We start from the raw sequence: 24,173 nt of genomic DNA, 5'->3' as shown, positions 1-24,173 counted from the left end.
ATTTTCTGACAAATATTTCTCAAATAAACTTCGAGTAATTTCTACCATTCAATCAATGAAAATAATTTCGATCAATCAACCAGTAAAAATCCACACAAGTTGTTCTTCATAATCTCTTAATGATCTTTCTAACATCTCGTCAATGCCAGAAGCTGGACTTCGATAAACTTAACAACTCAACGCTTCGTGTTTCGTTCGTTTCCGTCTATCTCGTCGGTATGGGTGCATTCTAGAGGATTTCAGAATCATTGCAACCCCCAATTCACTATATTTTTCACGTATGTATCTTTTTTCTACGAATTTCGTTAAAAAATCGCTTTTTTATCTAAATTTTGAGCATTTTTCTTCAATAAAAGCCGTATTTATTGCAATTCAATTTAAAACAGTAAAATTTATTAAGACCTGATAACTATCAAAAAAACTGTGATTTTTAAATAAGACCGTACAATTTAAGGGCTGTATCCAGAATTTTCCGAAACTTTCTTATATCAGCTTACACATTTTGCTGTTTTCTATCCGACTTATATATATGGAGCTTTTTTTAAGATCAAAATCCTTGCTGTATACAGATTTTTTCTTAACACCCGCTTTTAAGAAGCAAAAATGAGGATATGATCTTTCTAGATTTCAGATCATCCAGAAAGCTTACTTAAGCGCAGAAGAATAAGCAGAAGATTAAAATCGGTTAAGCCACATTTGAGTATCTATCTTTTACCCAATGTTGCATGACTTCCTCAATCACTTCTTTCTTGCCACTATAGTCTTCAGCAGCAAATAATAATTTGGCCCGACGTGGCAGACGTTCTTTGACTAATGAAAAGAGTAAATAGTAGGAGGCAAGATCTAATTGCTGAAATAAGGCCTGTACCTGATCAAAAGATTTTTGTTTTCGCTCAGCAGACTCATATTCGAAGAGAAAACGCAAAATGAAATCGATGTCTTCATCAAACATCTGTTCAGTCTGGTATTGATACACCTTATTTACCTTTCTTTTTATAGATGGATTGAGATTCAAAAATGATCCATTTATCTCACCATGGATTTAACCTTAATCCAAGCTGATTCATCCATCTTTGTTTTGAATTTATTGAAGCTTGAACATATAGCCAGACAACACCAATAAAAAAGGAAGAGATCTCTCCCAAAATCTCTTCCTTAGAATTGAATCTTTACCCGATCCATTATGTCATTATTATAGTTATTCACATTATATTAACTTGTCTCTTTACTTAGAGACCTGATCAATTATGGAGTTGTCTGTTATTGATCATTACCCTCTAGATATGCTTTTCACGGAATCTCTAGACGAATAAATCTTATACACAAAAAACCAGAAATGCAAGCCAAATGGCAAAATTTAAATGTTGTTTTTATAAGGTTTTTTTTGAACTTCTATATTTATATAATTCATATACAGCTTAAAAAATAAAAGCAGGCCGAAGCCTGCTTTTATTTCAATAACTTAGAACCAGCCTTAGTCAACGAAGGTCACTTTTGCAATTGCTTTTTTGCTGGCCTGAATAATTAAAGTTACGTTCTCTTTCACAGAAAAAGACGCATCAACCGTTTTCCAGTCCACTTTTACAGTGCCGCGGCCTAAGGCATCTTTAGCTTGAGCAGCATTTTTGGTTAAGCCAGCTTCACGTAAAATTGAAGTAATGAAGATCTCACCACCAAATTCGCCACGTGAAATAGTCACTTCTGGCGTACCTTCAGGCAGTTCACCTTCAGTAATGATATTACCTGCACCTTTATGGGCGTGAGCAGCAGCTTCAGCACCATGGAAACGTTCCACCAGTTCCAGCGCAAGAATGCGTTTCACTTCCTGCGGGTTACGGCCTTCTTCGATTTCTTTCAGTAAGCCTTGGATTTCTTCTATAGACTTGAAGCTGAGCAGATCGAAATAACGCTCAATCAATGAATCTGGCATAGACAGTACTTTCTGATACATCGCGCCAGGTGCATCAAATACACCAATATAGTTGCCTAAAGATTTAGACATCTTGTTCACGCCATCCAGACCTTCAAGAATTGGCACAGTGATACACACCTGCGCTTCCTGGTTATAACGGCCTTGCAGGGTACGGCCCATCAACAGGTTAAAAGTCTGGTCTGTACCCCCTAACTCCACGTCAGCTTCCAAGGCGATTGAGTCATAACCTTGAACCAGTGGATATAAGAATTCATGAATCGCAATCGGTTGCTGATTGTTATAACGCTTGGTGAAGTCATCACGCTCTAACATACGTGCAACTGTTTGTTGTGATGCCAATTGAATCAGGTCAGCTGCAGTTTTTTGTGCAAACCATTCCGAGTTAAACACGACTTTGGTTTTGTTTGGATCAAGAATTTTAAATACTTGTTCTTGATAAGTTTTTGCGTTTTCTAGCACCTGCTCACGTGACAATGGCGGGCGGGTTGCGCTCTTACCCGTTGGGTCACCGATCATCGCAGTGTAGTCGCCGATCAGGAAGTACACTTCATGACCCAGGTCCTGGAATACTTTTAATTTATTGATTAAAACTGTATGACCTAGGTGCAGGTCCGGTGCAGTTGGGTCAAAACCCGCTTTAATTTTTAAAGGACGATTCTGCTTTAATTTCTTCAGAAGGTCTTCTTCAGAAATAATTTCGTGGGTGCCTCGTTGGATGAGGGCAAGTTGTTCTTCAGCCGGCAGGAAATTTGACATCACAAAATCCAAATACATCAGTTATTCAATTTGTGCGATATACTAACACTTTTTCAGCACATTGCAGGCTTAAGAATAATCATGACAGCGATCTATATTGGGGTAATGACCGGCACAAGCATGGATGGTGTCGATATTGTTGCTGCTTCTTTTGATCCACTTCAGCTTCATGCCACCCTCACCTTGCCTTTTGATCCCGATCTTCGTGATGAACTGATGGCGTTAACTTTGCCAGATGACAATGAAATCGATCGCATGGGCAAAGCTGATGTCGCACTGGCACAGATGATTGGTCATGGTATCAATACGCTGATTAAAGAAAATAATTTAGATCGATCTCAAATCAAGGCGATTGGATCGCATGGTCAGACCATCCGCCATCGCCCCGAACATGGCTTTACCCTGCAAATCGGTGATCCAAATATTATTACCGAAATCACCCAAATTCCGGTCATTTCCGATTTCCGTCGTCGTGATCTGGCTGCTGGTGGCCAAGGCGCGCCTTTAGTTCCGGCTTTTCACCAAGATATTTTCCAGCATGACAGTATTCACCGTGTGATTCTGAATCTGGGCGGCATTGCCAATGTGAGTATTCTGCCGGCAGGCCAACCGGATCAGGTCTATGGCTTTGATACCGGCCCTGCCAATATTCTGATGGATGCCTGGTGTCAGCGTTATACCGGCCAGCCTTTTGATGAAAATGGTAACTGGGCAGCTTATGGCACGCCAATCCGTAGCCTATTGGACCGTTTACAGGAACATGAGTTCTTCTCAAAAGAGCCACCGAAAAGTACCGGCCGCGAAGACTTTAATCTGGAATGGCTGGATGAACAGATTGCTGACTGGCGCAATGATCTTCAATATGATGAACTTGAAGATACACCAGAGAATGTGCAAGCTACTTTAATGAAGCTCACGACCCGTGCGATTAAAAAAGCCATTTACCGTTCTGGTCTGGATACCGGTGAAGTCTATGTCTGTGGTGGTGGTGCTTATAATTCACATTTATTGGAACAGTTACGCTGGCGTTTACGCAAACATCATTGGAGCGTACAAACCACAGCCGATCTTGGCTTAAATCCGACTTGGGTAGAAGGCACGGCTTTTGCCTGGCTGGCGATGCGTTTTATGAATCAACTCAGCGGCAATCTGCCGGCTGTGACAGGTGCATCAGGTTATCGCGTTCTGGGCACGATTACCTCTGTATAAGAGCAGCTTTAAGCTCACTATATATAGTTATAAAAAAGGTCTGCATATTTGCAGACCTTTTTTATGATGAAGATCTATATTTAGATCATGTCTAAATTCTTCCTAACGCATCATTAGTTTGGCATTTTCATTTCTAAATGCACGCAGGATTTGCTGGCCCGCACGACCGGTCGGGCTTAAACCTAGACGGTTCTGTTCCTGACGAATCGCTTGGCGGGTTTTATCTCCAATCAGACCATCCACCTCACCAATATCATAGCCACGGTTTAACAGGAATTGCTGGATCTCGCGACGTTCCGCACGTGACGTACCTGGATCATCGGTTGGCCAAGTTGCCTGGATGCCTCCCTTACCTTGTAAGCGGTCAGATAAATGTGCAATCGCTAAAGCATAACTTTCTGCTGCATTATAGCTGTAAATAGCATCAAAATTCTTAAAGACTAAAAATACCGGGCCATTTTCACCTGCAGGTGCCAATAAGCCAGCCTGAGAAGATTCTGATAAATTGCCCTGCAATAGCGAAGTACCGTCAGCGCGCACCACACCACGGTTCATCCAGCTACTCAGTGATTTTTTATTGCGTCGGCCTTCGCCTGAAACAGACATGCCTTGTGGAATTTTTACTTCAAAGCCCCAAGGTTGGCCAGTCTGCCAGCCACGTTTTTTCAGGAAATTGGCTGTAGAAGCCAGTGCATCAGGAATACTGCCGACTAAATCACGACGACCATCCCCATCAAAATCTACCGCTAGTTCATCATAGGTTGATGGCATAAACTGGGTGTGACCAAATGCGCCTGCCCATGAACCTTTGAGCTGGCTTTCATAGACATCACCACGCTGTAACAGTTTCATAGTGGTGAAGAACTCACCACGGAAATAACTTTGACGACGACCTTCACAACTCAAAGTACCCAAAGACTGTAATAAAGGATATTTCCCGGAAATGTCTCCAAAATTACTTTCTACGCCCCATACGGCTACGATGGTTTCTGCCGGCACTCCATAGGCTGCGCTAATCCGGTTTAATACCTCACGATGTTGCTGCAGTTTTTGTCGACCCAGTTGTACACGTTCTTCATCCACCAGTCCGGACAGATAATCCCAGATCGGAGTCGAAAACTCAGGCTGATAATTCAGCTTTTCAATCACAGAATAATCGGGTGTTAAATTTTGCGTATAACGATCGTAGGTTGAACCACTTACGCCTTGTGCAATCGCCTGACTGCGCAAATTGGCAAGACAATTCTGAAAATTATTTTGGGACGCATAATTGACGGGGCTGCTCGGAACAGAGGATATATCCGTTGATGTCACACGCTGACCATTAATAATCAGTTCTGCCTGTGCCTGTGTAGCAGCTAAAACCAAAGAACCAACAAAAAGTGCAAGCCGTTGCATAAGACCCTTAAATATTTAGATTTTGAATTATGTTTCTACCTTAGCAGCTCATGACGAAAATTAAAGCGCCAATGCGTAAATTTAAATTCATAATTCCTACACTTTTGAATTCATTTTGTAGCTTTTAAATTTAAAAACTTATCCACAAGTCCATTTTAAATTCAAATCAGGCTCATTTTTTAAATTTAAATTCAAAACTCAGGAAATTACTTTTGAATTTAAAAATTTATTGTGGATAACTTGTCTTTAGATCAGGACTGCTCAATCAGCCAAAGGCTTCTGGTATATAGTATTTCTATTTTAAATTCATTTTTATTAGAAGTAACTATATTTAAATTCAGAACTTTGAATTCATTGATCAGCTTTTAAATTTGAATTCATATTTTTGAATTTAAATTTAAATTTAAGCAGCGAAGTTTAAATTCAAAGTTCATTTTTAAATTTGAATTTATTTTTATGGATTTAAATTCAAAATCTATTTCCAGTTTTAAATTCAAACTCAATATTAAGTTTATCCACAAGTGAATAACCCAGAATTCAGCCCAAAATAGCAGCGAATTAAATTATTATATTTATACTCAATTGATCAGTTTATAAGCAATTGATTTTAAAAATGATCCGACCAATGACAGGGGATTTTTAAAGAGGCGCAATCATGCCTGAATCTGGACAAATAAAAAAGCGATCACCGAAGTGATCGCTTTTTTTATCAGCAGCTTAAAGCTTAGATGGTCATATCTTCGCTCAATGCCAATGGATTCGGTAAAATCTTCGCCAGTTGACGGCATAAAGTGGTCAGCTGAGCGCTGTCTGTGGGCATCAAAGTGATGTGACCAATCTTGCGACCTTCACGTTCTGTTTTATTGTACAGATGCAGGTGTGCGCCTTCTAAAGTCAGGACATCTTCAGATTTGGGATGCTGACCGATAATGTTCACCATCACGGTTGGACGCACCACTTCAGTTGAACCCAGTGGCAGACCTGCGACCGCACGAATATGGTTTTCAAACTGCGAGCAGACAGCGCCTTCAATCGACCAGTGACCTGAGTTATGCACACGTGGTGCCATTTCATTTGCATACAGGCCTTTGTCTGTCACAAACAGCTCAAGGGTCAAGACACCCACATAATTCAAGTGATTGAGCAGGCGAGTGATGTAATCCTGCGCGACTGGCTGCAGATCCGCACTATTGGGTGCCGGAACGATGGAATGCGACAGGATGCCGTTATGGTGATGATTTTCAGCCAATGGCCAGGTTTTGACATCACCATTTTGACCACGTACCGCAATGATGGATACTTCACGCGAGAAAGTCACAAAACTTTCGGCAATCAATTCACCAGCAGGGCCGAGTTCCGCCCAGGCCTGATCAATCTGATCTGCTGAACGTAGAACGAACTGGCCTTTGCCGTCATAACCACCACGAGAGGTTTTTAGCACGATCGGTAAGCCAAGCTCAGCAACGGCCGCCTGCAAGCTTTCGACTGAAGTCACCGCTTTATATGGTGCAACCGGAATTTCCAGTTCATCAAATAGTGCCTTTTCAGACAGACGATGTTGTGCAATAGCTAAAGCCTGACGAGGCGGATGCAGATCTTTGTTTTGCGTTAAAACGTCGACATCAGCTAGGGGTGTATTTTCAAACTCCAGGCTGAAGACATCTGCGCTATTGATGAAATCCTGCAAGCCATTTACAGCTTTTGTTGAGAAAACCGGACCCAAAGCCGCAGAAGGGCAGTCCGTATTGGCTTCAAAGAACGTACATTGAATATTTAGAGGTAGTGCGGCTTGTGCCATCATCCGACCTAACTGGCCGCCACCAAAAATACCGATGGTTTTATCCATTGTGTTTGATCCCGTATTAAGCTTGGACTTACATTTGACCTGGAATATTGTTACTTGCGACTTTCTCGGTTTGTGCCGCGCGGAAATCTGCGACATTTTTTGCGATCTCTGGACGGGTTAAACCTAAAATCTGTGCTGCCATAATGGCTGCATTGGTTGCACCGGCAGGACCGATCGCCAATGTTCCTACGGCGATACCCGCTGGCATTTGCACGATAGAAAGCAATGAATCGACACCATTTAAGATCGAAGATTTGACGGGTACACCCAGTACTGGCAGATCAGTTTTGGCTGCACACATACCTGGTAAATGCGCTGCACCACCTGCACCGGCAATAATCACCTGAATACCACGATCACGCGCTTGTTCAGCATATTCAAACAGACGGTCCGGGGTACGGTGTGCGGAAACGACTTCGGCTTCAAATGGGACACCAAGCTGCTTGAGCATTTTGGCAGTGTGTTCGAGAGTTGCCCAATCTGATTGAGAACCCATGATAATACCTACGAGAGGAGTATCTTGTGCAGCAGCCGCATTCATTGCAAATTTTCCAGAGATTAAAGTAAGAAAGATAAATCTCGACGAGAGAGCCAAGCTTGAATAGGAATGCATATTATAGACTGATTTTTCAGCTTCATAAAATTTAACGGTCAAAGCAAGGCTCGATTTTTCTTATTTTTTTATTGGATTCTTAAAAACTGGAATAAAAATAGGGAAGTAGTGGCTAGTAGATGATTTCAGGAACTGCGGAATACAAAATAGACACAGCCACAGAGACACAGCGCTGCCCATAAATAATCCAGTTTAAACGGCTGTTTGAACAGGAAAATCATAAAGGGAACAAAGACCAGTAGAGTGACGGCTTCCTGGGTAATTTTCATTTGACCCACCGCCAGTCCCTGTTGGGCCAATAATTTGGTTGCTGGAATCATCAGGCTATATTCAAACAGGGCAATGGCCCAGCTAAATAAAATCGCCTGCCACAGCGGTGCATCATGCGGCAGGAATTTGAGATGTCCATACCAGGCCAGGGTCATAAAACAGTTGGCAATCACCAGAAGAAAGAGAGCCGGTAGCATCTGCATGCACTCTGCAAAAAGTTCGGGCTTATTTTACGATTTATTTTGCTAAAAGATATTCTGGAAGCTTGAAAATTTCCCTGAATTTGTCTGTGAAACAGGATTTAAAAAATCCCGCAGGAATGCTTGAACTTTGACTATCTTTTCGGTCAAAGCCTTGCTATCGTTGCTTGCAAATCGAATAAATCATGGCAACAGCACCAGTACAAAGTGATGTGTCAGGCAAAATGGAGTGAAGTAGATGCATCTGCATATTTTGGGTATTTGTGGCACCTTTATGGGTTCACTGGCATTACTGGCACGTGATCTGGGCCATAAGGTGACAGGATCGGATCAAAACGTTTATCCACCGATGTCGACCCAGCTGGAAAATGCAGGCATTACTTTAATGCAGGGCTATGACCATAGCCATTTACAGCCGCATCCGGATCTGGTGATTGTCGGCAATGCCATGAAACGTGGTATTGATGCCGTGGAATATATGCTGAACGAAGGCCTGCCTTATATTTCAGGCCCGCAGTTTCTGGCAGATCATGTCCTACAAGGTAAACACGTTTTAGGTGTAGCCGGTACGCATGGTAAAACCACAACCACCACCATGCTGGCATGGGTACTGGATCAGGCAGGTTTAGAACCTGGCTTCCTGATTGGCGGTGTCCCGCTTGGCTTTTCTGAAAGTGCGCGTTTAGGTGGCGGCAAATACTTCTGTGTCGAAGCCGATGAATATGATTCTGCCTTTTTCGACAAGCGTTCCAAGTTCGTGCATTACCATCCTAAAACGGCGATTCTGAACAATCTGGAATTTGACCATGCCGATATCTTTGATGATCTGGCAGCGATCCAGAAACAGTTCCACCATTTAGTGCGTACCATTCCAAGTGAAGGCCGCATTATTACGCCAATTACTGAAACGAATATTGATGAAGTGCTAGAGCAGGGCTGCTGGACGCCTGTGGTTCGTACTTCATTAGATGCCAATGAAAAATCTGAGCTTTATGCTGAACAGCTTTCAGAAGATGGTTCTCACTTCAAGGTACTCCAATACGGTATCGTGAAAGGCGAAGTGAAATGGAATATGACGGGTCAGCATAGTGTAGCCAATGCACTGGCAACGATTGCTGCTGCTGAACATGTCGGTGTCTCTATTGAAACGGCTTGTGAAGCACTTTCAAACTTTGGCGGTGTTAAGCGCCGTATGGAACTGCTGGACACTGTACGCGGCATTGAAGTCTATGATGACTTTGCCCATCACCCAACCGCGATTGATACCACCCTTGATGGCGCACGCAAGCGTCTCGGTGAACGTAAGCTGTGGGCAATTATTGAACCACGTTCCAATACTATGCGTATGGGCAGTCATAAAGATGGCTTGGCACATTCCGCGCGTCTGGCGGATGAAGTGATCTGGTATCAACCTGAAGGTCTGGACTGGGATCTGCAACCGGTAATTGACGCTGCGCCAAATAAAGCTGTAGTCGCACGTACTCTGGATGAGATTATCCAGACCGTAGTGGCTGAAGCAGGTGAGGGCGATGCCGTGGTGATCATGTCCAATGGCGGTTTTGGCGGGCTACATCAGAAACTGATTAGCGCTTTAAAAGCTTAAAAATTTATATAAAAAAGCCCGTAATAGCGGGCTTTTTTATTTTAAAAATTAAATTCGCTTTCTATCTTTTTTAAGAAAATTAAACTTCATTCAAGTTCAAATCAACTTTCTTATTTCACTGTTAAAACAGCTAAAATTTATCTTTCTTCTTTTCATTATCTTTTGTTGCAATCTGAACATAAGACTCATTGCAATCTTTGAGTGCTCTAGGCACAATCAATAGGAACAACAGTATTTCGATCCTCTTTTATCCTTCACCCTCCTGATGATTTTCCAGGCTGTAAAGGCAGCAAAAAAATAGCTTTATCTCTCTTGTTCAGACCCTCATTTCCTTAGGAGATCTGTCATGACAACAATGAAAGCCATGGTGTATTACGGCGCCAATGATATTCGTTTTGAAGAACGTCCTATTCCCCAAATTCTGCAACCTACTGATGCCATTATCAAACTTAGCAAAGTCACCATTTGTGGTACCGACCTCGGGATCTGGAAAGGTAAAAACCCCGAAATTGAAGAGGTCGCAAAAGAAAAAACCGGCAGCTTTAATGGCCGGATTCTCGGTCATGAAGGTATTGGTATTGTGGAAGAAGTCGGTTCCGCAGTTCAAAACTCGCAGATTCAAATCCCAAGTGCAACACATTTGTAGTTAGTTGAAAAAGTTAGGTGTATTCATAGAATCATTAGACTTTTTCAACTCGCAATTGGAAAGCACACAATGAAGAAATACACCCAACTTTCTCAAGATGAAAGATACGAAATTTATGCTACTTTGAAAAGTAAAAGTTCAATCGCTACCCTTGCTCGGGAATTAGGACATTCACGATCAACCATCTACCGTGAATTAAAAAGAAATACTGGGCAACGTGGATATAGAGCTCAACAGGCAGCTAAATTTGCAAGTCAAAGACGGTACCGTCCTTCATCATCAATGACAGCATTTGCCTTCGCTTATATTGATTATTTGATTGGTTTGGACTGGTCACCCGAACAAATTTCAGGTGCTTTAACACAACGCGGTTGGCTGGATATACCTTCACATGAGTGGATTTACCAGTACATTTATCAAGATAAATCAAAAGGCGGTAAACTTCATCTACATTTAAGGCATCAGAAGAAATATCGAAAACGCGGTTACAAAAACACGGATCGTAGGGGTCAAATCATTGATAAAACAAGTATTCACTGCCGACACCAGGTCATTGATCAACGACAACGTTTAGGAGATTTCGAAGGTGACACGGTGATTGGTAAACATCATAAAGGTGCTTTATTGACTCTCGTTGATCGAAAGAGCCTGTATGTACATATTGTTCATTTAGGGCCAATAAGAGCATCCTCTCAAACGATTACTTGTGCATTAGATCGTTTACAAATGAGCCATGCTTATAGTGTGACATTTGATAATGGCAAAGAATTTTCCGAACACAAAAGAATTACTGATGCTGGCATAGAGACGTATTTTGCTGATCCTTACAAGTCTATTCAGCGAGCTAGAAATGAAAATACGAATGGTTTAATCCGTCAATATCTACCAAAATCATCATCGTTTGATGGCGTGTCAAACGAACAAATAGAGCAGATAGAGTTTGCACTCAACCATCGTCCTAGAAAAACACTAGGTTGGTATACACCGAGTGAAGTTATGGCTGGTTTTTATACTGTTGCACTTGCCGCTTGAATCCGCCACTTTAAAAAGGGCGATCGGGTGATTATTTCCTGTGTCAGCCGCTGCGGCACCTGCGAAAACTGTCAGAAACAGCTATATGCCCATTGTAGAAACGAGGGTGGCTGGATCATGGGCTATATGATTGACGGCACTCATGCCGAATATGTCCGAACCCCATTTGCCGATACTTCTCTCTATCACCTACCAGAAGGTCTGAATGAAGATGTTGCGGTCTTTCTTTCAGATATTTTACCGACCTCACATGAAATTGGTGTGCAATATGGTCAGGTCAAACCGGGAGACAATGTGGCGATTGTCGGTGCCGGCCCAATCGGCATGAGTGCCTTGCTCACTGCTCAGTTTTATTCTCCAGCCAATATCATCATGGTCGATGTCGATGATAACCGGCTGGAATTTGCCAAAACTGTCGGTGCCACCCATACCGTGAATTCAGCCAATGAGGATGCTATTCAACGTGTACTGGACCTCACTGATGGAAGAGGAGTGGACTGTGCCATTGAAGCGGTGGGCCTGGAAGCCACCTGGAATATTTGCCAGCATATTGTGAAAGAAGGCGGTCATCTGGCCAATGTCGGTGTACATGGTAAATCCGTCAATTTTGAACTGAATAAACTCTGGATTAAAAACCTGACCATCACCACTGGCCTGGTCAATACCAATACCACCGGGATGCTGCTCAAAACCTGCTGCTCCGGCAAACTGCCACTGGAAAAACTGGCCACCCATCACTTCAAGTTTGCTGAATTTGAAAAGGCCTATGATGTGTTTAAACATGCCTCTGACGAAAAGGCTTTAAAGGTCATGATTGAAATGACTTAGATCATCATTGGCAACAAAAAAGTCCGCTATGCGGACTTTTTTATTTTTTAGCATCAATTAAAAATAGGGAATATAACCACGCTGTTTATAACCTTGAGGAGAAGCAAGATTGGCCTGATTTTCATCCAGACGATAGAGCAGTTCCAGGAATCCACCCAGTTGTTCCTGTTGCAGTGCATGAGGTTCAAATTGGCCTAAACCTAAACGTGAAAATAAAGAAGAAATTTCACTATGTTTATGGACATATTTCATCGACCACTCCGAGAAATGTGGACGTTCTACCGTTGCATCCTGAAAGCGAAGCACCTGATGATGGCGTGGATCACGGCAAATACTCTGAAACAGATTTTCTACCACCTCTGCCTCACCTTCCAGACATTGAAAAAACTTGCCGTGGGAATAATATAAAACCCCGTTAATTTGGTGAGCTTTATTAAATTTTCTCGCTACAGATAATATATCGCTAAGATCCTGTAATAACTCTTGTTCAGATTCTATCCGCTCACTGGCGTAGCAAAGCTGTAGCATAAGGTCATCTCACTGAAGAAAGAATTAAAAGCATAATTTAATCAATTATTTTAATTTAAGTCGATCATTTTTTAATCAAATATCCGTTTTTGCTTACATTGTTTTAGGTTTGCTTTTCCAAAGAAAACTTCTAACAATTACCTCCTGAGAGGAAATCAATGATTTCAGATATATAGCGATAATGATGAAGGAGTGAAACCTGATGTTAAAAGATCTGATTTTCACTGTAGCGTTGTTGTGTATATGTTTTATGCTTTTGATTATGCTGAATGAGATGGCCTTGACGACCGAGACCAACATTCTGCTCAGTTCAGTTTTTGTAGGCTGGACGCTTTTACAGTTTGTTCGCCGTCGTATATTTTTTTATATCAGTGTAAGCCTGATGATAGGAATACTTACGCTGTTAGGCAAATATGAAGAAGTGTTATGGAACAGCATAGGCCTGATGGCAGGTTATGGCGTATATAACCTGCTGCAGCGTATTTCTGTACCTGCACTTAAAGGCAAATTACAACATATCTCTATCTTGGATAAGTTTAATTTAATTGCTAAATAGCAGCTGCCACATCCTGTAGGCTGCGATCACGTTTAAACATGACATCTACATAGGAACACTGGGGAATAATTTTTAAGCTATTCTTGCGGGCAAAGTCGACCAGTACATCCAGCATTTTGCGTGCTACGCCTTGACCGCGTAAGGAATTATCTACCCAGGTATGATCAGCCACGATGGTCGATGCTTCTTGCCACTGATATGTAATTTCAGCAAGACGTCGACCATCTTCCTCCATAAAAAATACACCGCCGCGTTTTGAATCTTGATGTTGAATGTCCATACTGAAGGCTGATCTCTTAATAAAATTATTGGTTTATTTAATTTAAAACATCTTCTTAAAGAAATAATATGAATTATTGTTAAGTTTTTAATATTGGATGAAATTTTTTATTTTCTTTCATCATTTCCTGTGATTTTTTTCAAATATTGATAACTTTTTATTTCTCTATTTTGCCTGATTGAGGGTGATGCAGTTTTAGTCATCACATATCACCCCAAAAATTTAATTTTACCTACTCCCTAATTGAGAAAGACAGGATTAGAATGCAGCATCTTTTTGCATGCAACTTCGTATGTCTGACTCATCTTCCGCTTCTTCCGTCACCAAGCAATGGATTGGTGTCATCGCTTTAGCCTGCGCGGCTTTTATTTTTAACACCACCGAATTTATTCCTGTGGCATTACTGAGTGGAATCGGGCAAAGCTTTGCCATGTCCGCCACTCAGGCCGGCATCATGCTGACCATTTATGCCTGGATCGTGGCCCTACTATCTCTTCCGATCATGCTGCTCACTAAAGCCATAGAACGGCGTTTTCTACTGATGCTGGTCTTTGCGGTCTTTATTTTAAGTCATGTGCTGTCCTATTTTGCCTGGAGTTTTAGCATGCTGGTGATCAGCCGGATAGGGATTGCCATCGCACATGCCTTGTTCTGGTCGATTACCGCTTCACTCGCGGTTCGGGTCGCACCGAAAGGTAAAGAGTTTCAGGCACTCGGTTTATTGGCCACAGGAACGGCGATGGCAATGGTGCTCGGTATTCCATTTGGCCGGATGATTGGTGAGGCGTATGGCTGGCGTAATAGTTTTGCCCTGATTGTGTGTCTCGCATTGATCATTTGCCTGATTCTGGCCAAAACCTTGCCATTGCTTCCAAGTGTCAATTCAGGCTCCCTCAGCAGCTTAAAAAGCCTGATCAAACGTCCAAGCCTGATGCTAGTCTTTACCCTCACCATTCTGGTGATTACGGCGCAGTTTACCGCTTATAGCTATATTGAACCATTCTCCCTGAATATCGCCCGCTTTGATTCAGCCCAGACCACAACTTTACTTCTGGTTTATGGCGGAGCAGGATTCCTGGGTTCTTATCTGTTTGGCCGCTTTGCCGCACAGTTTCCGAAAATGACTATTCCTGCTTTTACTTTTGGACTGGTTATTTCCATGCTGCTGTTATTGCCCTTGTCGAGCACAGTCACAGGCCTCTCTGGCTTATCTCTGCTGTGGGGTTTGAGCATCATTGGTTTCAGCTTGGCTCTACAATCCAAAACCCTGAACCTAGCTGCAGATGCCACAGATGTTGCCATGGCCATTTATTCAGGCCTGTATAACGTCGGGATTGGCGGAGGAGCTTTGCTTGGCAGTATAGTCACACTTCAGATTGGGCTATCGAGCATTGGCTGGGTAGGCGCAGGGCTGGCGATTCTTGGATTTCTGCTTAGTCTTTATTTGGTTCAGCGTTTGGACTTTCTGCCCAAAGCTGCTGATTAAACGCTGCTTTTTGTAAAATAATTTGTGATTATGCATAAAATCTGTCATGCTCATTTGATATTGAGCAATTGCTCAAACAGAATTGAGTTTGAACAAGGGGAGTAGCCTCCTCCAAACGTTTAAGAATGAAATTTTAGTTTTTGAACGTGTCAGAATATCGTCATTACACTTTGCAAAAAGTCGGTATCTGAGCATCTTGAAATACTGCTGGATCTCATCCAGTAAAGCACAAAGATGTAGGCAAGACCTTGATCATGTTGTTATAGATGTATTTCATCTGACAGCAGGTCAAGGTTTTTTTATGGCCGATTGTCAGATGTGGAGAATTCCCATGGAAACAATTGGTACACCTTGGCTGTATCTGGCTTTTTTCATTATCGTTGCAGTGATGCTGGTCATCGATTTTATCGGCTTTAAGCATCAGCACGGACAGCCCACCAAAGTCCGTACTGCCGCCTACTGGAGTATTGCCTGGGTCAGTGTAGCGACCCTATTTGGCGGTGCATTATGGCTGTATCTGGAACAGACTTCAGGGGCTGCTCTGGCAAACCAGAAGGTGATGGAATACTTTGCCGGTTATTTGCTGGAAAAATCTCTGGCAATTGATAATGTCTTTGTCTGGCTGATGATCTTTGCTGCCTTTGCTATTCCTCCTGCACTGCAACGCCAGCTGCTGCTCTATGGCGTTTTGGGTGCCATTATTCTGCGGACCATCTTTATTTTTATTGGCGCATGGTTCGTACAGGAGTTCTCCTGGATTCTGTATCTCTTCGGTGCGTTCCTGGTGTATACCGGTTTTAAATTCCTGCGCGGCCAAGGAGAAGAGCATACCGATATTGAAGATATGGCAGTTCTGAAATGGCTACGCAAACATATCCGGATTACGCCGCAAATGCGTGGCAATAAATTTTTTGTGCATCAGAACGGTGTCCTGTGGGCAACGCCATTATTTCTGGTGCTGATTCTGGTGGAAGCTTCTGATGTGATCTTTGCGGTAGACTCGATCCCAGCCATTTTCGCTGTCACCACCGATCCCTTTATTGTTTTAACAGCGAACCTGATGGCGATTCTGGGTCTGCGTGCCATGTTCTTCCTGCTCGCTGGTGCTGCATCAAAAATGTACTATCTGCCTTATGGCCTCGGGATCATTCTGGTCTTTATCGGCTTCAAGATGCTGATGCTGGAAGTATTCCATATGCCGATCTGGATTTCCCTGAGCTTTATTGTCATTGTGCTGACGATTACCGCCTGGTTATCAATCCGTCATAGCAAAAAATACAATGAAACAGCGCTATAAATAATTGCTTCGGCATTCCTGATAAGTCCGCAAAATGCGGGCTTTTTTTATTTCAGGCCAGTGATCGTTTTGGCTACTTTAATGAACATCATTTTCTTTATTTAAATCTAATTTAAAAATCTCGTGATAATTGCTTTGATCTTGGCCGCTATTTTGCATTGTTAAAATTTGGGGATTTTTAGTTGTGTATTTCCCATACAGGCTAGAACTTTTCAGCTACAATCAATCGAAAAAATTACAAAGTGCAGGTTTTCAATGTCTTCTCACATTGCAACGACAGCCATCCGCGGTCGTTTCCTCGATATCCAGAATACAGTTGCCCAAGCACGTGAAATTCACGACCAAGTGCGTTATATAGAAGATGGTTTACTCATCATAAAAAATGGAATAATCCAGTGGTTTGGTTCCTGGCAGGAAGGTCAGCAGCAGCTTCCTGAAGGTCTGCATGTTACTCATTATCCTGAACAGCTCATCATTCCGGGTATGATCGATACCCATATCCATTTCCCGCAAACTGAAATGGTCGGTGCTTATGGGGAACAGCTACTAGAATGGTTAAATACTTATACCTTCCCGACCGAGATCCAGTTTCAGGATCCGGCGTATAGCCAGAAAATTGCACAGTTCTTTATTCAGGAATTGCTGAAAAATGGTACAACCACAGCTTTGGTGTTCTGTACCGTTCATCCAGCCTCGGTAGAAGCACTGTTCGAAGCGGCTACAGCACAGAATATGCGTCTGATTGCCGGTAAAGTGCTAATGGACCGCCATGCACCTGAAGCCCTGACGGATACTGCAGAATCTGCCTATAGCGACTCTAAAGCCCTGATTGAGAAATGGCATGGTAAAGGACGTAATCTTTATGCGATTACGCCACGTTTTGCTCCGACCTCAACGCCTGAACAGCTGGAAAAAGCAGGGCAGTTAAAAGTCGAATATCCAGATGTTTATATCCATACTCATCTCAGTGAAAACAAAAATGAGATTGCCTGGGTAAAAGAACTCTTTCCGGAACGTGAAGGCTATCTGGATGTCTATCATCATTATGGACTGACCGGCGCTAAATCCGTATTTGCGCATTGTGTGCATCTGGAAGAAGGGGAGTGGGATTTTATGCATCAAACCGACTCTGCGATTGCCTTCTGTCCAACCTCAAACCTGTTCCTGGGTAGCGGTTTATTTCCGCTGAAGAAAGCCTGGGATAAAGGCGTGAAAGTCGGCTTAGGTACCGATATCGGGGCAGGAACCTCCTTTAACCAGCTACAAACCCTGAATGAGGCTTATAAAGTACAACAGCTGCAAGGAGAAAAACTTTCGGCTTTTGAGTCGCTATATCATGCGACCCTGGGTGGTGCGAAAGCCTTAAGTCTGGATGACCGTTTGGGGAATTTCAATATGGGCAAAGAAGCAGACTTTGTGGTGCTGGATCTCAATGCCACCGCTTTACAACAACTACGGCAGAGCAGGGCCAAAAATATTGAAGATACCTTTTTTGCACTGACCATGCTGGGAGATGACCGTAATATTGCAGCAACTTATGTCTATGGACAGGCTGTCTATGTCAAGGCCCAATAAATCGCGTCAGCATCGGATCATTTTGGCTGCAATCTTCGCCGTCTGTGTCTTTGCGCTGAAGAGAGATTCACAGCAGCTCAAAAATTGATTACATTTACAGCAAGTAAAACAGGTGCATCTCAAGCAAGGATGTATTAAAATTGCTGCAATTCAGGTGTTGCAGGTCAACACCTTTTTTATTTTGCTATTTTTATTTTTTAGGTATCTACCCATGACCGTTCAAATGAGCGTAATGATTTCCGCTGAAGAAATTCAAGCTAAAGTCAAAGAGCTTGGTGCTAAAATCGATGCACACTATGCCAATAGTGACAAAGAGCTTGTACTTATCGGTTTGTTACGCGGTTCAGTGATTTTCATGGCAGACTTGTGTCGTGCCATTACCAAGCCACATGAACTCGACTTCATGACTGTATCCAGCTACGGCGGCGGTACGATTTCGAGCCGTGATGTCAAAATCCTGAAAGATCTGGACGGTGAAATCCGTGGTAAAGATGTGCTAGTGGTTGAAGATATTATCGACTCAGGTAATACCTTAAGCAAAGTCCTGGAAATCCTGCAAACCCGTCAGCCAAACTCAATTGAACTATGCACTTTGGTGAGCAAACCTTCACGTCGTGAAATCGAGCTGGAAGTAAAATTTCTGGGCTTTGAAGTCGAAGACAAGTTCATTGTTGGTTACGGTCTGGACTATGATCAAAAATACCGTCATATTCCATTTATTGGTGAAATCGGTCTTTAAGAACCGGTTTAAAAGAAGTGGCTTCGTGCCACTTTTTTTATTTCTTGAATCATTTCAGTAACACAGCAAACAAAAACGCAACAGCCCGTTGCAGGACATGACTTTTTTCAGTGCTTTTCTTGCCGCAAGATAAACATGATGTAAAAACAAAGACATGATAACAAGGAGTATGCTGATGTGGTCAATTATCGTTGCGATTGTAGTGGGTTTTATTGCGGGTCTGGTTGCACGCGCGATTCATCCTGGTGATGACAAAGCTGGATTCATTGTTACGACCCTGCTGGGGATTGCCGGTTCACTGGTTGCGACCTTTGCCGGACGTATGCTGGGCTTGTACTCCCAAGATTCTGCCGCAGGCTTTATTGCCTCAGTGATCGGTGCCGTAGTCATCCTGTTTATCTACAATATGGTGACCAAACGTAAACGGATCTAAGCCCTGCTTGGAATAAGTTTATTTCATAAAAAGAGCACTGGTTTAAGTGCTCTTTTTTATTTATTGAGTATAGTCAGAATTTTACAGGCCGAATTCTTTGAAACCTTGTTCAATCTGTTCTGCTGGCTGAGCGCCCATGACTTTAAAACCATTCGAGAAAATAATCGCTGGTGTGCCATTTACACCGAGTGATTGTGCCAGCTGTTTATTACGTTCAATCGGGTTGGCACAGCTCTTTTTCGATTTAGGTTGTATACCTTGATCAATCAGGTCTTCCCAAGCCTGTGCTGGATTTTTTTCACAATAAACCTGTTTGGACGGCGCAATTGACTGCTGTTTTAAAGGCAGAATGAAGGTATAAATCGTGACATCTTTGAGTTTTTTCAGCTCTACTTCAAGTTGTTTACAATACGGGCAATTTGGGTCAGAAAAGATGGCAAGCTGACGTTTTCCTGTCCCTCTGACTGATTTAATCGCATCCTGTAGCGGTAACTTTTTCCAGTCGACACTGTTTTGTTTGAGTAATAAATCCTGAGTCAGATTATGCTGGTCCTGAATACGGAACATTGAACCAGCTAGGAGATGCTGGGCATCTTCATTCAGATAGACAATCTGCCCCTGCATGGAACCGCTATAGATTCCTTTCATTTCGGTAGGCTGAATATTTTCAATTTTCAGGTTGGGACTGTTTTTTGCCAGATTGGCTTTAACTGTATCCACATTGGCAAAGCTAAGGCCAGGGAAGAGGGTCAAAGCCAGCAGCATATTTCTTATTTGCATGAATGTCCTGCTCAGGTGCAAGTTAAATGTGTTTCGATTTTAGTCTTTTTAAAAAGAAAATTCTGACTATTTTATGTAGCCTGATGTTCAAATCGAACTGATCAATCAATCATGTTTCACGTGGAACATTGCCCCTTTAATGCTGATTCACTTCCACCGAGATATGCACAATTTCTTCATGAATAGAGATCGCCTCACGGATTTGATCAGCACTAATGGGGATTCCCGTTTGAACGGCAACAAAACAGGAAAATTTACCTTTACCGACTCTCGATACATGCAGGTCAGTTAAATGCAGATCATTCCCATATTCAGCAATGACTTCACGTATTTCTTCGACCACTGGGGCATCCATATCGGCATCCAGTAAAGTCTTGGCACTTTGCTTTAGCAGGCCAATCGCCCAGCGTGCAATCAGGATTGAGCCGACCAGTCCCAGTACTGCATCGAGAAAATCCCAGCCCATATATTTTCCAGCAAACAAGGCAATAATGGCCAGAACAGAAGTTACAGCATCAGCAACCACATGCAGAAAGGCCGCTTTATGGTTCAAGTCATGATGACCATGATTATTATCATGCTCGTGATGGGAATGCCCATGATGATGATCATGGTGATGGTGCCCATCATCATGCAGCAACCAGGCACAGGCCAGATTAATCAATAGTCCTAAAATCGCGATTGGAATGGCTTCGTTATAATGAATCTGAACTGGCGAAAATAGACGTTCTACTGAATGAATCGCCATAAAACCGGCTACCACAAGCAATAAAATTGCACTGCTATAACTGGCCAGAATTTCAATCCGCCAGGTGCCCATATTAAAGCGGGGGTCATTCGTATAATGGCGGGCAGCTTTATAGGCAAAGTAAGCCAGCCCCAAGGCCAATACATGCGAGCCCATATGCCAGCCATCAGCAAGTAAAGCCATTGACTGGAAGATCCATCCCCCTAATACTTCCAGCACCATCATGACGGCGGTCAGAATCGTGGCAAACAGAATCTTTTTCTGTGCGAGTGGATTACCTTCATCAAATTGATGGCTGTGCGAATCGGCGTTATGTTTTTGCATAAAAGGGAACTGTTATTAATACTCCCCCCTAGTATATTTATTTTTGGAGATTTGTGGTGAGTCATGTACATGATGATAAAAAAATATTAAACCGGGTACGGCGCTTGCAAGGTCAGATGAACGCTGTAGAGCAGTCTCTCCTGAATCCTGAAGCAGGTTGTATTCAGGTCCTGCAACAGGTTGCAGCCGTTAAAGGTGCCATAAACGGTTTGATGAATGAATTGATCGAAACCCATTTAAGAGAGCATGTCATTGGAGAAGCTGCAGTCAATGAAGAAAAACTGGCTGAGTTTTTAAAATTATTAAAACGTTATGGCTGATTGTTTAGCTCAATATTTTTGTTTTGTTTACAGCAAGATAATTGACCGCTTTTTCATCTAACCGATACACTGCCACCCATTCTCTTCTTTCTTCCACATCATTCTTTTTAAAGTGTGGTGAAACTTTTACGGCAGCTACATGACAGAAAATATCTCATGGCGACCTTTCGCCATGGTCAGTCTTGCATTGATTATGGGTACCATCGGTACAGCACTGGCAAGTCCGCTTTACCCCATTTATCAACAGATCTGGCATTTATCCCCAAGCCAGATTACCTATATTTTTGTCGCCTATATGTTTGGCTGTCTGGGTACCTTGTTATTCCTGGGACGTACCAGCAACACGATTGGTTTCTTAAGAACCCTGCAAATTGGCCTGGTATTTATTAGCATTGGCTTGGTCATTTCAGTCTTTGCCGAGAATGCGCTGATTTTGTCGGTGGGTCGTTTTATTATTGGCATTGCTTCAGGCCTGATGACCACTTCAGCAATGCTGGGCATGATGCAAACCATTCCAGAGACTCATAAGCAGCTTGCACCGCAGCTGGTATCGATTCTGACGGCCATAGGCTTTGGTTTGGGGCCGTTTGTGGGTGGAGTGATTGCGCAGTTCTCTCAAACCCCATTAATTACTCCATACCTGCCTATTATTTTGGGGGCTGTGCTGTGTTTTGTCGGATTATTCTGGCTAAAAACCCCTGCTTTTGAACGTCAGCCTTTTAGTATTGCACCGAAATTACTGCGTCCTGAACCTCAGTATCATGCTGTGTTCATGATTGTGGGATTAACTGCATTTAATGCCTTTGCTGCTTTCAGTTTATTTGCTTCACTGTCACCGTCTTTTGTGCAGGATATCTTGCCCTGGCATGGTCCTTTGGTCAGCGGTACCGCCATTACCTGTATTTTGCTGATTTCTGCTGTGGTGCAGTTCTTTGCTAAAGCTGTTCCTGCAAAGAAATGTCTGAATATTGGCTTGATGATTATGCTGGTGAGCTTGGTTAGCCTTGCTCTTTGTATGATCCTTAAAGCAAGTATCTTGTTCTTCGCCAGTGATATCTTATTCGGGATTGGACATGGTTTTGCCTTAATGGGCGCATTCGGTGTGATTCATGCGATCACAACCTTGCAAAATCGGGCAGCCGTGATGTCGACTTACCTGTTTATTGGCTATTTGGGCACGATTGTGCCGATTATCGCGGTGGGGTATCTGGCTGATCACTTCGGCTTAGGATTTGCCGTGATCAGTTTCTGTGTGGCGATCAGTGCACTCTGTCTAATCCTTTGGTTATGGCATCAAAAATTGCAGCTAAAAGCCTAATAAAAAAGCCCACATTTGAGGGCTTTTTTATATAACTTAAGGATTATTTTCCAATACAGAACGATCCAAAGATCTTGCCCAGCAGGTCATCCGCACTAAAGTCACCCGTAATTTCGCCCAGCGCATTCTGTGCCAGACGTAAAGACTCTGCGACCAGTTCACCTGCGTTATACACTACAAGTTGCTCACGGGCTTCAGCTAGGTACATCTGAGTGCGCTTCATTGCGTCTAAATGGCGGGTACGGGCAATAAAGGTATCTTCTTCAGGCTGGAAGCCTGCATGCGCCGTAATCGCATCTATGAGCGACTGGACGCCAGTTTCTTGCTTGGCTGAAACGGTAATGTGACGGAAGCCGTTAAAATCCCCCATGACAGCATCGGCACCGGTCAAATCGGCTTTATTCCCAATCAGGATCAGACGTTTTGGCTCGAGATGCTCGGCAAAATATTCTTGAGCGAGTTGTAATGGGTCATCACCTTGGCTCAGGTCATAAACCAGCAACAGCAGATCGGCCTGTTCAATTTCTTTAATCGCGCGGCGAATACCTTCTTTTTCCACGATATCGCCGGTTTCCCGCAGACCAGCAGTATCGGTCAGGGTAATCGGCAGGCCATTCAATGTGATCTTTTCATGCAATACATCACGGGTTGTCCCGGCAATATCGGTCACAATCGCACGTTCATTACCTGCTAGGGCATTGAGCAAGGAAGATTTACCTGCATTCGGTTTACCGGCAATCACCACTTGTAGACCTTCGCGCAGTAACTGACCCTGACGTGCAGATTGCTGAACCTGAGTGACGGCATTCGCCACGCCATCCAGCAGATTTAAAATCTTGCCATCCGCCAGGAAGTCGATTTCTTCTTCAGGAAAATCAATCGCCGCTTCGACATGCAAACGCAAATGAATCAGCTGTTCTAATACCGTATTGACCTTAGTCGAGAATGCCCCTTGTAGAGAACGGACTGCAGACCGGGCAGCCGCTTGGGAGGTCGCATCAATCAGATCGGCAATGGCTTCAGCCTGTACCAGATCCAGCTTGCCATTCTCAAAGGCACGCATCGAGAATTCACCGGCTTTGGCTGCAGTGGCACCCAGTTCCAGCAAACGGCCCAACAGGGCATTCTGAATCACCGGGCCACCATGACCTTGCAGTTCTACTACATCTTCACCAGTAAAGGAATTCGGATTCGGGAAGCAGATCACCAGACCTTCGTCCATCACTTCACCAGCTGCATCATAGAACTGGCGAAAACCGGCAAAACGGGCTTTAGGCAAATCTTTTTGGCTCAAGGCCTGGGCAATTTCATAAGACTTGGGACCTGACAGGCGAATGACACCTACACCGCCACGTCCTGGGGGAGTTGCAATCGCAGCAATCGTAGTTCGGTCGAGCATAACATTCACCTAGAAAAACTTAAAAGTACAGCAAAAAAAATCCGCTCAAGATTACC

The 24,173-nt window shown here is 43.1% G+C and carries 24 protein-coding genes and 1 pseudogene; 14 read left to right on the top strand and 11 right to left on the bottom strand.

The annotated features are described in order from the left end of the window. Positions 1–685: 685 nt before the first annotated feature. Both FTV13_RS13235 and tyrS read right to left on the bottom strand, forming a co-directional pair. Entirely contained in the window at positions 686–976 is a 291-nt protein-coding gene (locus FTV13_RS13235; protein WP_180012281.1) for a hypothetical protein, read from the bottom strand. Positions 977–1,474: 498 nt separating this feature from the next. Beyond that, positions 1,475–2,707, bottom strand: coding sequence for a tyrosine--tRNA ligase (tyrS, locus tag FTV13_RS13230; protein WP_180012279.1), 1,233 nt, complete (start codon positions 2,705–2,707; stop codon positions 1,475–1,477). A gap of 63 nt (positions 2,708–2,770) precedes the next feature. Between tyrS and FTV13_RS13225 the strand changes: the two genes are divergently transcribed. Next, positions 2,771–3,898: an anhydro-N-acetylmuramic acid kinase gene (locus FTV13_RS13225; RefSeq protein ID WP_180012277.1), complete on the top strand. Its 1,128-nt coding sequence runs from the start codon at positions 2,771–2,773 to the stop codon at positions 3,896–3,898. 102 nt (positions 3,899–4,000) lie between these two features. On the opposite strand, the gene FTV13_RS13220 is transcribed toward FTV13_RS13225, so the two are convergent. From FTV13_RS13220 to FTV13_RS13205, 4 genes are all read right to left on the bottom strand, one after another. Further along, the gene (locus FTV13_RS13220; RefSeq protein WP_218946471.1) at positions 4,001–5,296 is read right to left on the bottom strand and encodes a lytic murein transglycosylase; all 1,296 of its coding nucleotides are present in this window, start codon (positions 5,294–5,296) and stop codon (positions 4,001–4,003) included. 724 nt (positions 5,297–6,020) lie between these two features. After that, a complete protein-coding gene (locus tag FTV13_RS13215; protein ID WP_179993046.1) occupies positions 6,021–7,142 on the bottom strand; it encodes a 5-(carboxyamino)imidazole ribonucleotide synthase in 1,122 nt (373 codons plus the stop codon). A gap of 28 nt (positions 7,143–7,170) precedes the next feature. Beyond that, complete coding sequence (purE, locus tag FTV13_RS13210) at positions 7,171–7,683, bottom strand: 5-(carboxyamino)imidazole ribonucleotide mutase (protein WP_004780321.1); 513 nt, start codon at positions 7,681–7,683, stop codon at positions 7,171–7,173. Positions 7,684–7,880: 197 nt separating this feature from the next. Beyond that, entirely contained in the window at positions 7,881–8,222 is a 342-nt protein-coding gene (locus FTV13_RS13205; protein WP_180012287.1) for a DMT family protein, read from the bottom strand. Between the two features lie 241 nt (positions 8,223–8,463). On the opposite strand from FTV13_RS13205, the gene mpl reads away from it, so the two are divergent. From mpl to FTV13_RS13185, 5 genes and pseudogenes are all read left to right on the top strand, one after another. Then, the gene (gene mpl / locus FTV13_RS13200) at positions 8,464–9,828 is read left to right on the top strand and encodes a UDP-N-acetylmuramate:L-alanyl-gamma-D-glutamyl-meso-diaminopimelate ligase (protein WP_180012275.1); all 1,365 of its coding nucleotides are present in this window, start codon (positions 8,464–8,466) and stop codon (positions 9,826–9,828) included. Between the two features lie 346 nt (positions 9,829–10,174). Then, the gene (locus FTV13_RS13195) at positions 10,175–10,474 is read left to right on the top strand and encodes an alcohol dehydrogenase catalytic domain-containing protein (RefSeq protein ID WP_306669479.1); all 300 of its coding nucleotides are present in this window, start codon (positions 10,175–10,177) and stop codon (positions 10,472–10,474) included. Between the two features lie 69 nt (positions 10,475–10,543). After that, positions 10,544–11,506, top strand: coding sequence for an IS30 family transposase (locus FTV13_RS13190; protein WP_180012273.1), 963 nt, complete (start codon positions 10,544–10,546; stop codon positions 11,504–11,506). Between the two features lie 27 nt (positions 11,507–11,533). Then, positions 11,534–11,620 (top strand): annotated as a pseudogene (locus FTV13_RS15900) (hypothetical protein); the annotation flags it as partial. 3 nt (positions 11,621–11,623) lie between these two features. Next, entirely contained in the window at positions 11,624–12,334 is a 711-nt protein-coding gene (locus FTV13_RS13185; protein WP_306669480.1) for a zinc-binding dehydrogenase, read from the top strand. 57 nt (positions 12,335–12,391) lie between these two features. Here FTV13_RS13185 and FTV13_RS13180 read toward each other — a convergent pair whose 3' ends face one another. Next, positions 12,392–12,862, bottom strand: coding sequence for a BLUF domain-containing protein (locus FTV13_RS13180; RefSeq protein WP_180012271.1), 471 nt, complete (start codon positions 12,860–12,862; stop codon positions 12,392–12,394). A 202-nt stretch (positions 12,863–13,064) separates the two neighbouring features. On the opposite strand from FTV13_RS13180, the gene FTV13_RS13175 reads away from it, so the two are divergent. Next, entirely contained in the window at positions 13,065–13,418 is a 354-nt protein-coding gene (locus tag FTV13_RS13175) for a hypothetical protein (RefSeq protein WP_180012269.1), read from the top strand. Here the strand turns inward: FTV13_RS13175 and FTV13_RS13170 are convergent. Then, positions 13,411–13,698 carry a GNAT family N-acetyltransferase gene (locus FTV13_RS13170; protein ID WP_004780333.1) on the bottom strand — a complete coding sequence of 96 codons (288 nt, stop codon included), beginning with the start codon at positions 13,696–13,698 and terminating at the stop codon, positions 13,411–13,413. The genes FTV13_RS13175 and FTV13_RS13170 overlap by 8 nt on opposite strands. Before the next feature lie 292 nt (positions 13,699–13,990). Here FTV13_RS13170 and FTV13_RS13165 point away from each other — a divergent pair, with 292 nt between their 5' ends. From FTV13_RS13165 to FTV13_RS13145, 5 genes are all read left to right on the top strand, one after another. Continuing rightward, on the top strand, positions 13,991–15,184 hold the full coding sequence (locus FTV13_RS13165) for a sugar transporter (RefSeq protein ID WP_180012285.1): 1,194 nt from the start codon (positions 13,991–13,993) through the stop codon (positions 15,182–15,184). A 331-nt stretch (positions 15,185–15,515) separates the two neighbouring features. After that, positions 15,516–16,481 carry a TerC family protein gene (locus tag FTV13_RS13160; protein ID WP_180012267.1) on the top strand — a complete coding sequence of 322 codons (966 nt, stop codon included), beginning with the start codon at positions 15,516–15,518 and terminating at the stop codon, positions 16,479–16,481. 255 nt (positions 16,482–16,736) lie between these two features. After that, positions 16,737–18,056, top strand: a complete 1,320-nt coding sequence (gene guaD, locus FTV13_RS13155) for a guanine deaminase (RefSeq protein ID WP_180012265.1) — start codon at positions 16,737–16,739, stop codon at positions 18,054–18,056. A gap of 211 nt (positions 18,057–18,267) precedes the next feature. After that, a complete protein-coding gene (gene hpt / locus FTV13_RS13150) occupies positions 18,268–18,795 on the top strand; it encodes a hypoxanthine phosphoribosyltransferase (protein ID WP_004780337.1) in 528 nt (175 codons plus the stop codon). A gap of 175 nt (positions 18,796–18,970) precedes the next feature. Beyond that, positions 18,971–19,228: a GlsB/YeaQ/YmgE family stress response membrane protein gene (locus tag FTV13_RS13145; RefSeq protein WP_034171345.1), complete on the top strand. Its 258-nt coding sequence runs from the start codon at positions 18,971–18,973 to the stop codon at positions 19,226–19,228. 81 nt (positions 19,229–19,309) lie between these two features. Here the strand turns inward: FTV13_RS13145 and FTV13_RS13140 are convergent, their stop codons facing one another. Both FTV13_RS13140 and dmeF read right to left on the bottom strand, forming a co-directional pair. Continuing rightward, positions 19,310–20,008 (bottom strand): DsbC family protein, encoded by a 699-nt coding sequence (locus FTV13_RS13140; protein WP_180012263.1) that lies wholly within the window; start codon positions 20,006–20,008, stop codon positions 19,310–19,312. A gap of 136 nt (positions 20,009–20,144) precedes the next feature. Further along, positions 20,145–21,080 (bottom strand): CDF family Co(II)/Ni(II) efflux transporter DmeF, encoded by a 936-nt coding sequence (dmeF, locus tag FTV13_RS13135; RefSeq protein ID WP_180012261.1) that lies wholly within the window; start codon positions 21,078–21,080, stop codon positions 20,145–20,147. A gap of 56 nt (positions 21,081–21,136) precedes the next feature. Between dmeF and FTV13_RS13130 the strand changes: the two genes are divergently transcribed. Together FTV13_RS13130 and FTV13_RS13125 are read left to right on the top strand one after the other, a co-directional pair. After that, positions 21,137–21,400, top strand: coding sequence for a metal/formaldehyde-sensitive transcriptional repressor (locus FTV13_RS13130; RefSeq protein ID WP_159124458.1), 264 nt, complete (start codon positions 21,137–21,139; stop codon positions 21,398–21,400). A 172-nt stretch (positions 21,401–21,572) separates the two neighbouring features. Next, a complete protein-coding gene (locus tag FTV13_RS13125) occupies positions 21,573–22,718 on the top strand; it encodes an MFS transporter (RefSeq protein WP_179993070.1) in 1,146 nt (381 codons plus the stop codon). A gap of 43 nt (positions 22,719–22,761) precedes the next feature. Here FTV13_RS13125 and mnmE read toward each other — a convergent pair whose 3' ends face one another. After that, positions 22,762–24,117 carry a tRNA uridine-5-carboxymethylaminomethyl(34) synthesis GTPase MnmE gene (gene mnmE, locus FTV13_RS13120; RefSeq protein ID WP_180012260.1) on the bottom strand — a complete coding sequence of 452 codons (1,356 nt, stop codon included), beginning with the start codon at positions 24,115–24,117 and terminating at the stop codon, positions 22,762–22,764. Positions 24,118–24,173 lie beyond the last annotated feature (56 nt).

It is taken from the genome of Acinetobacter sp. YH12235, assembly GCF_013417705.1.
Lineage (GTDB): Bacteria > Pseudomonadota > Gammaproteobacteria > Pseudomonadales > Moraxellaceae > Acinetobacter.
Note: the sequence above shows the minus strand (reverse complement) of the source record. Positions and strands in the feature narration are given on the sequence as shown.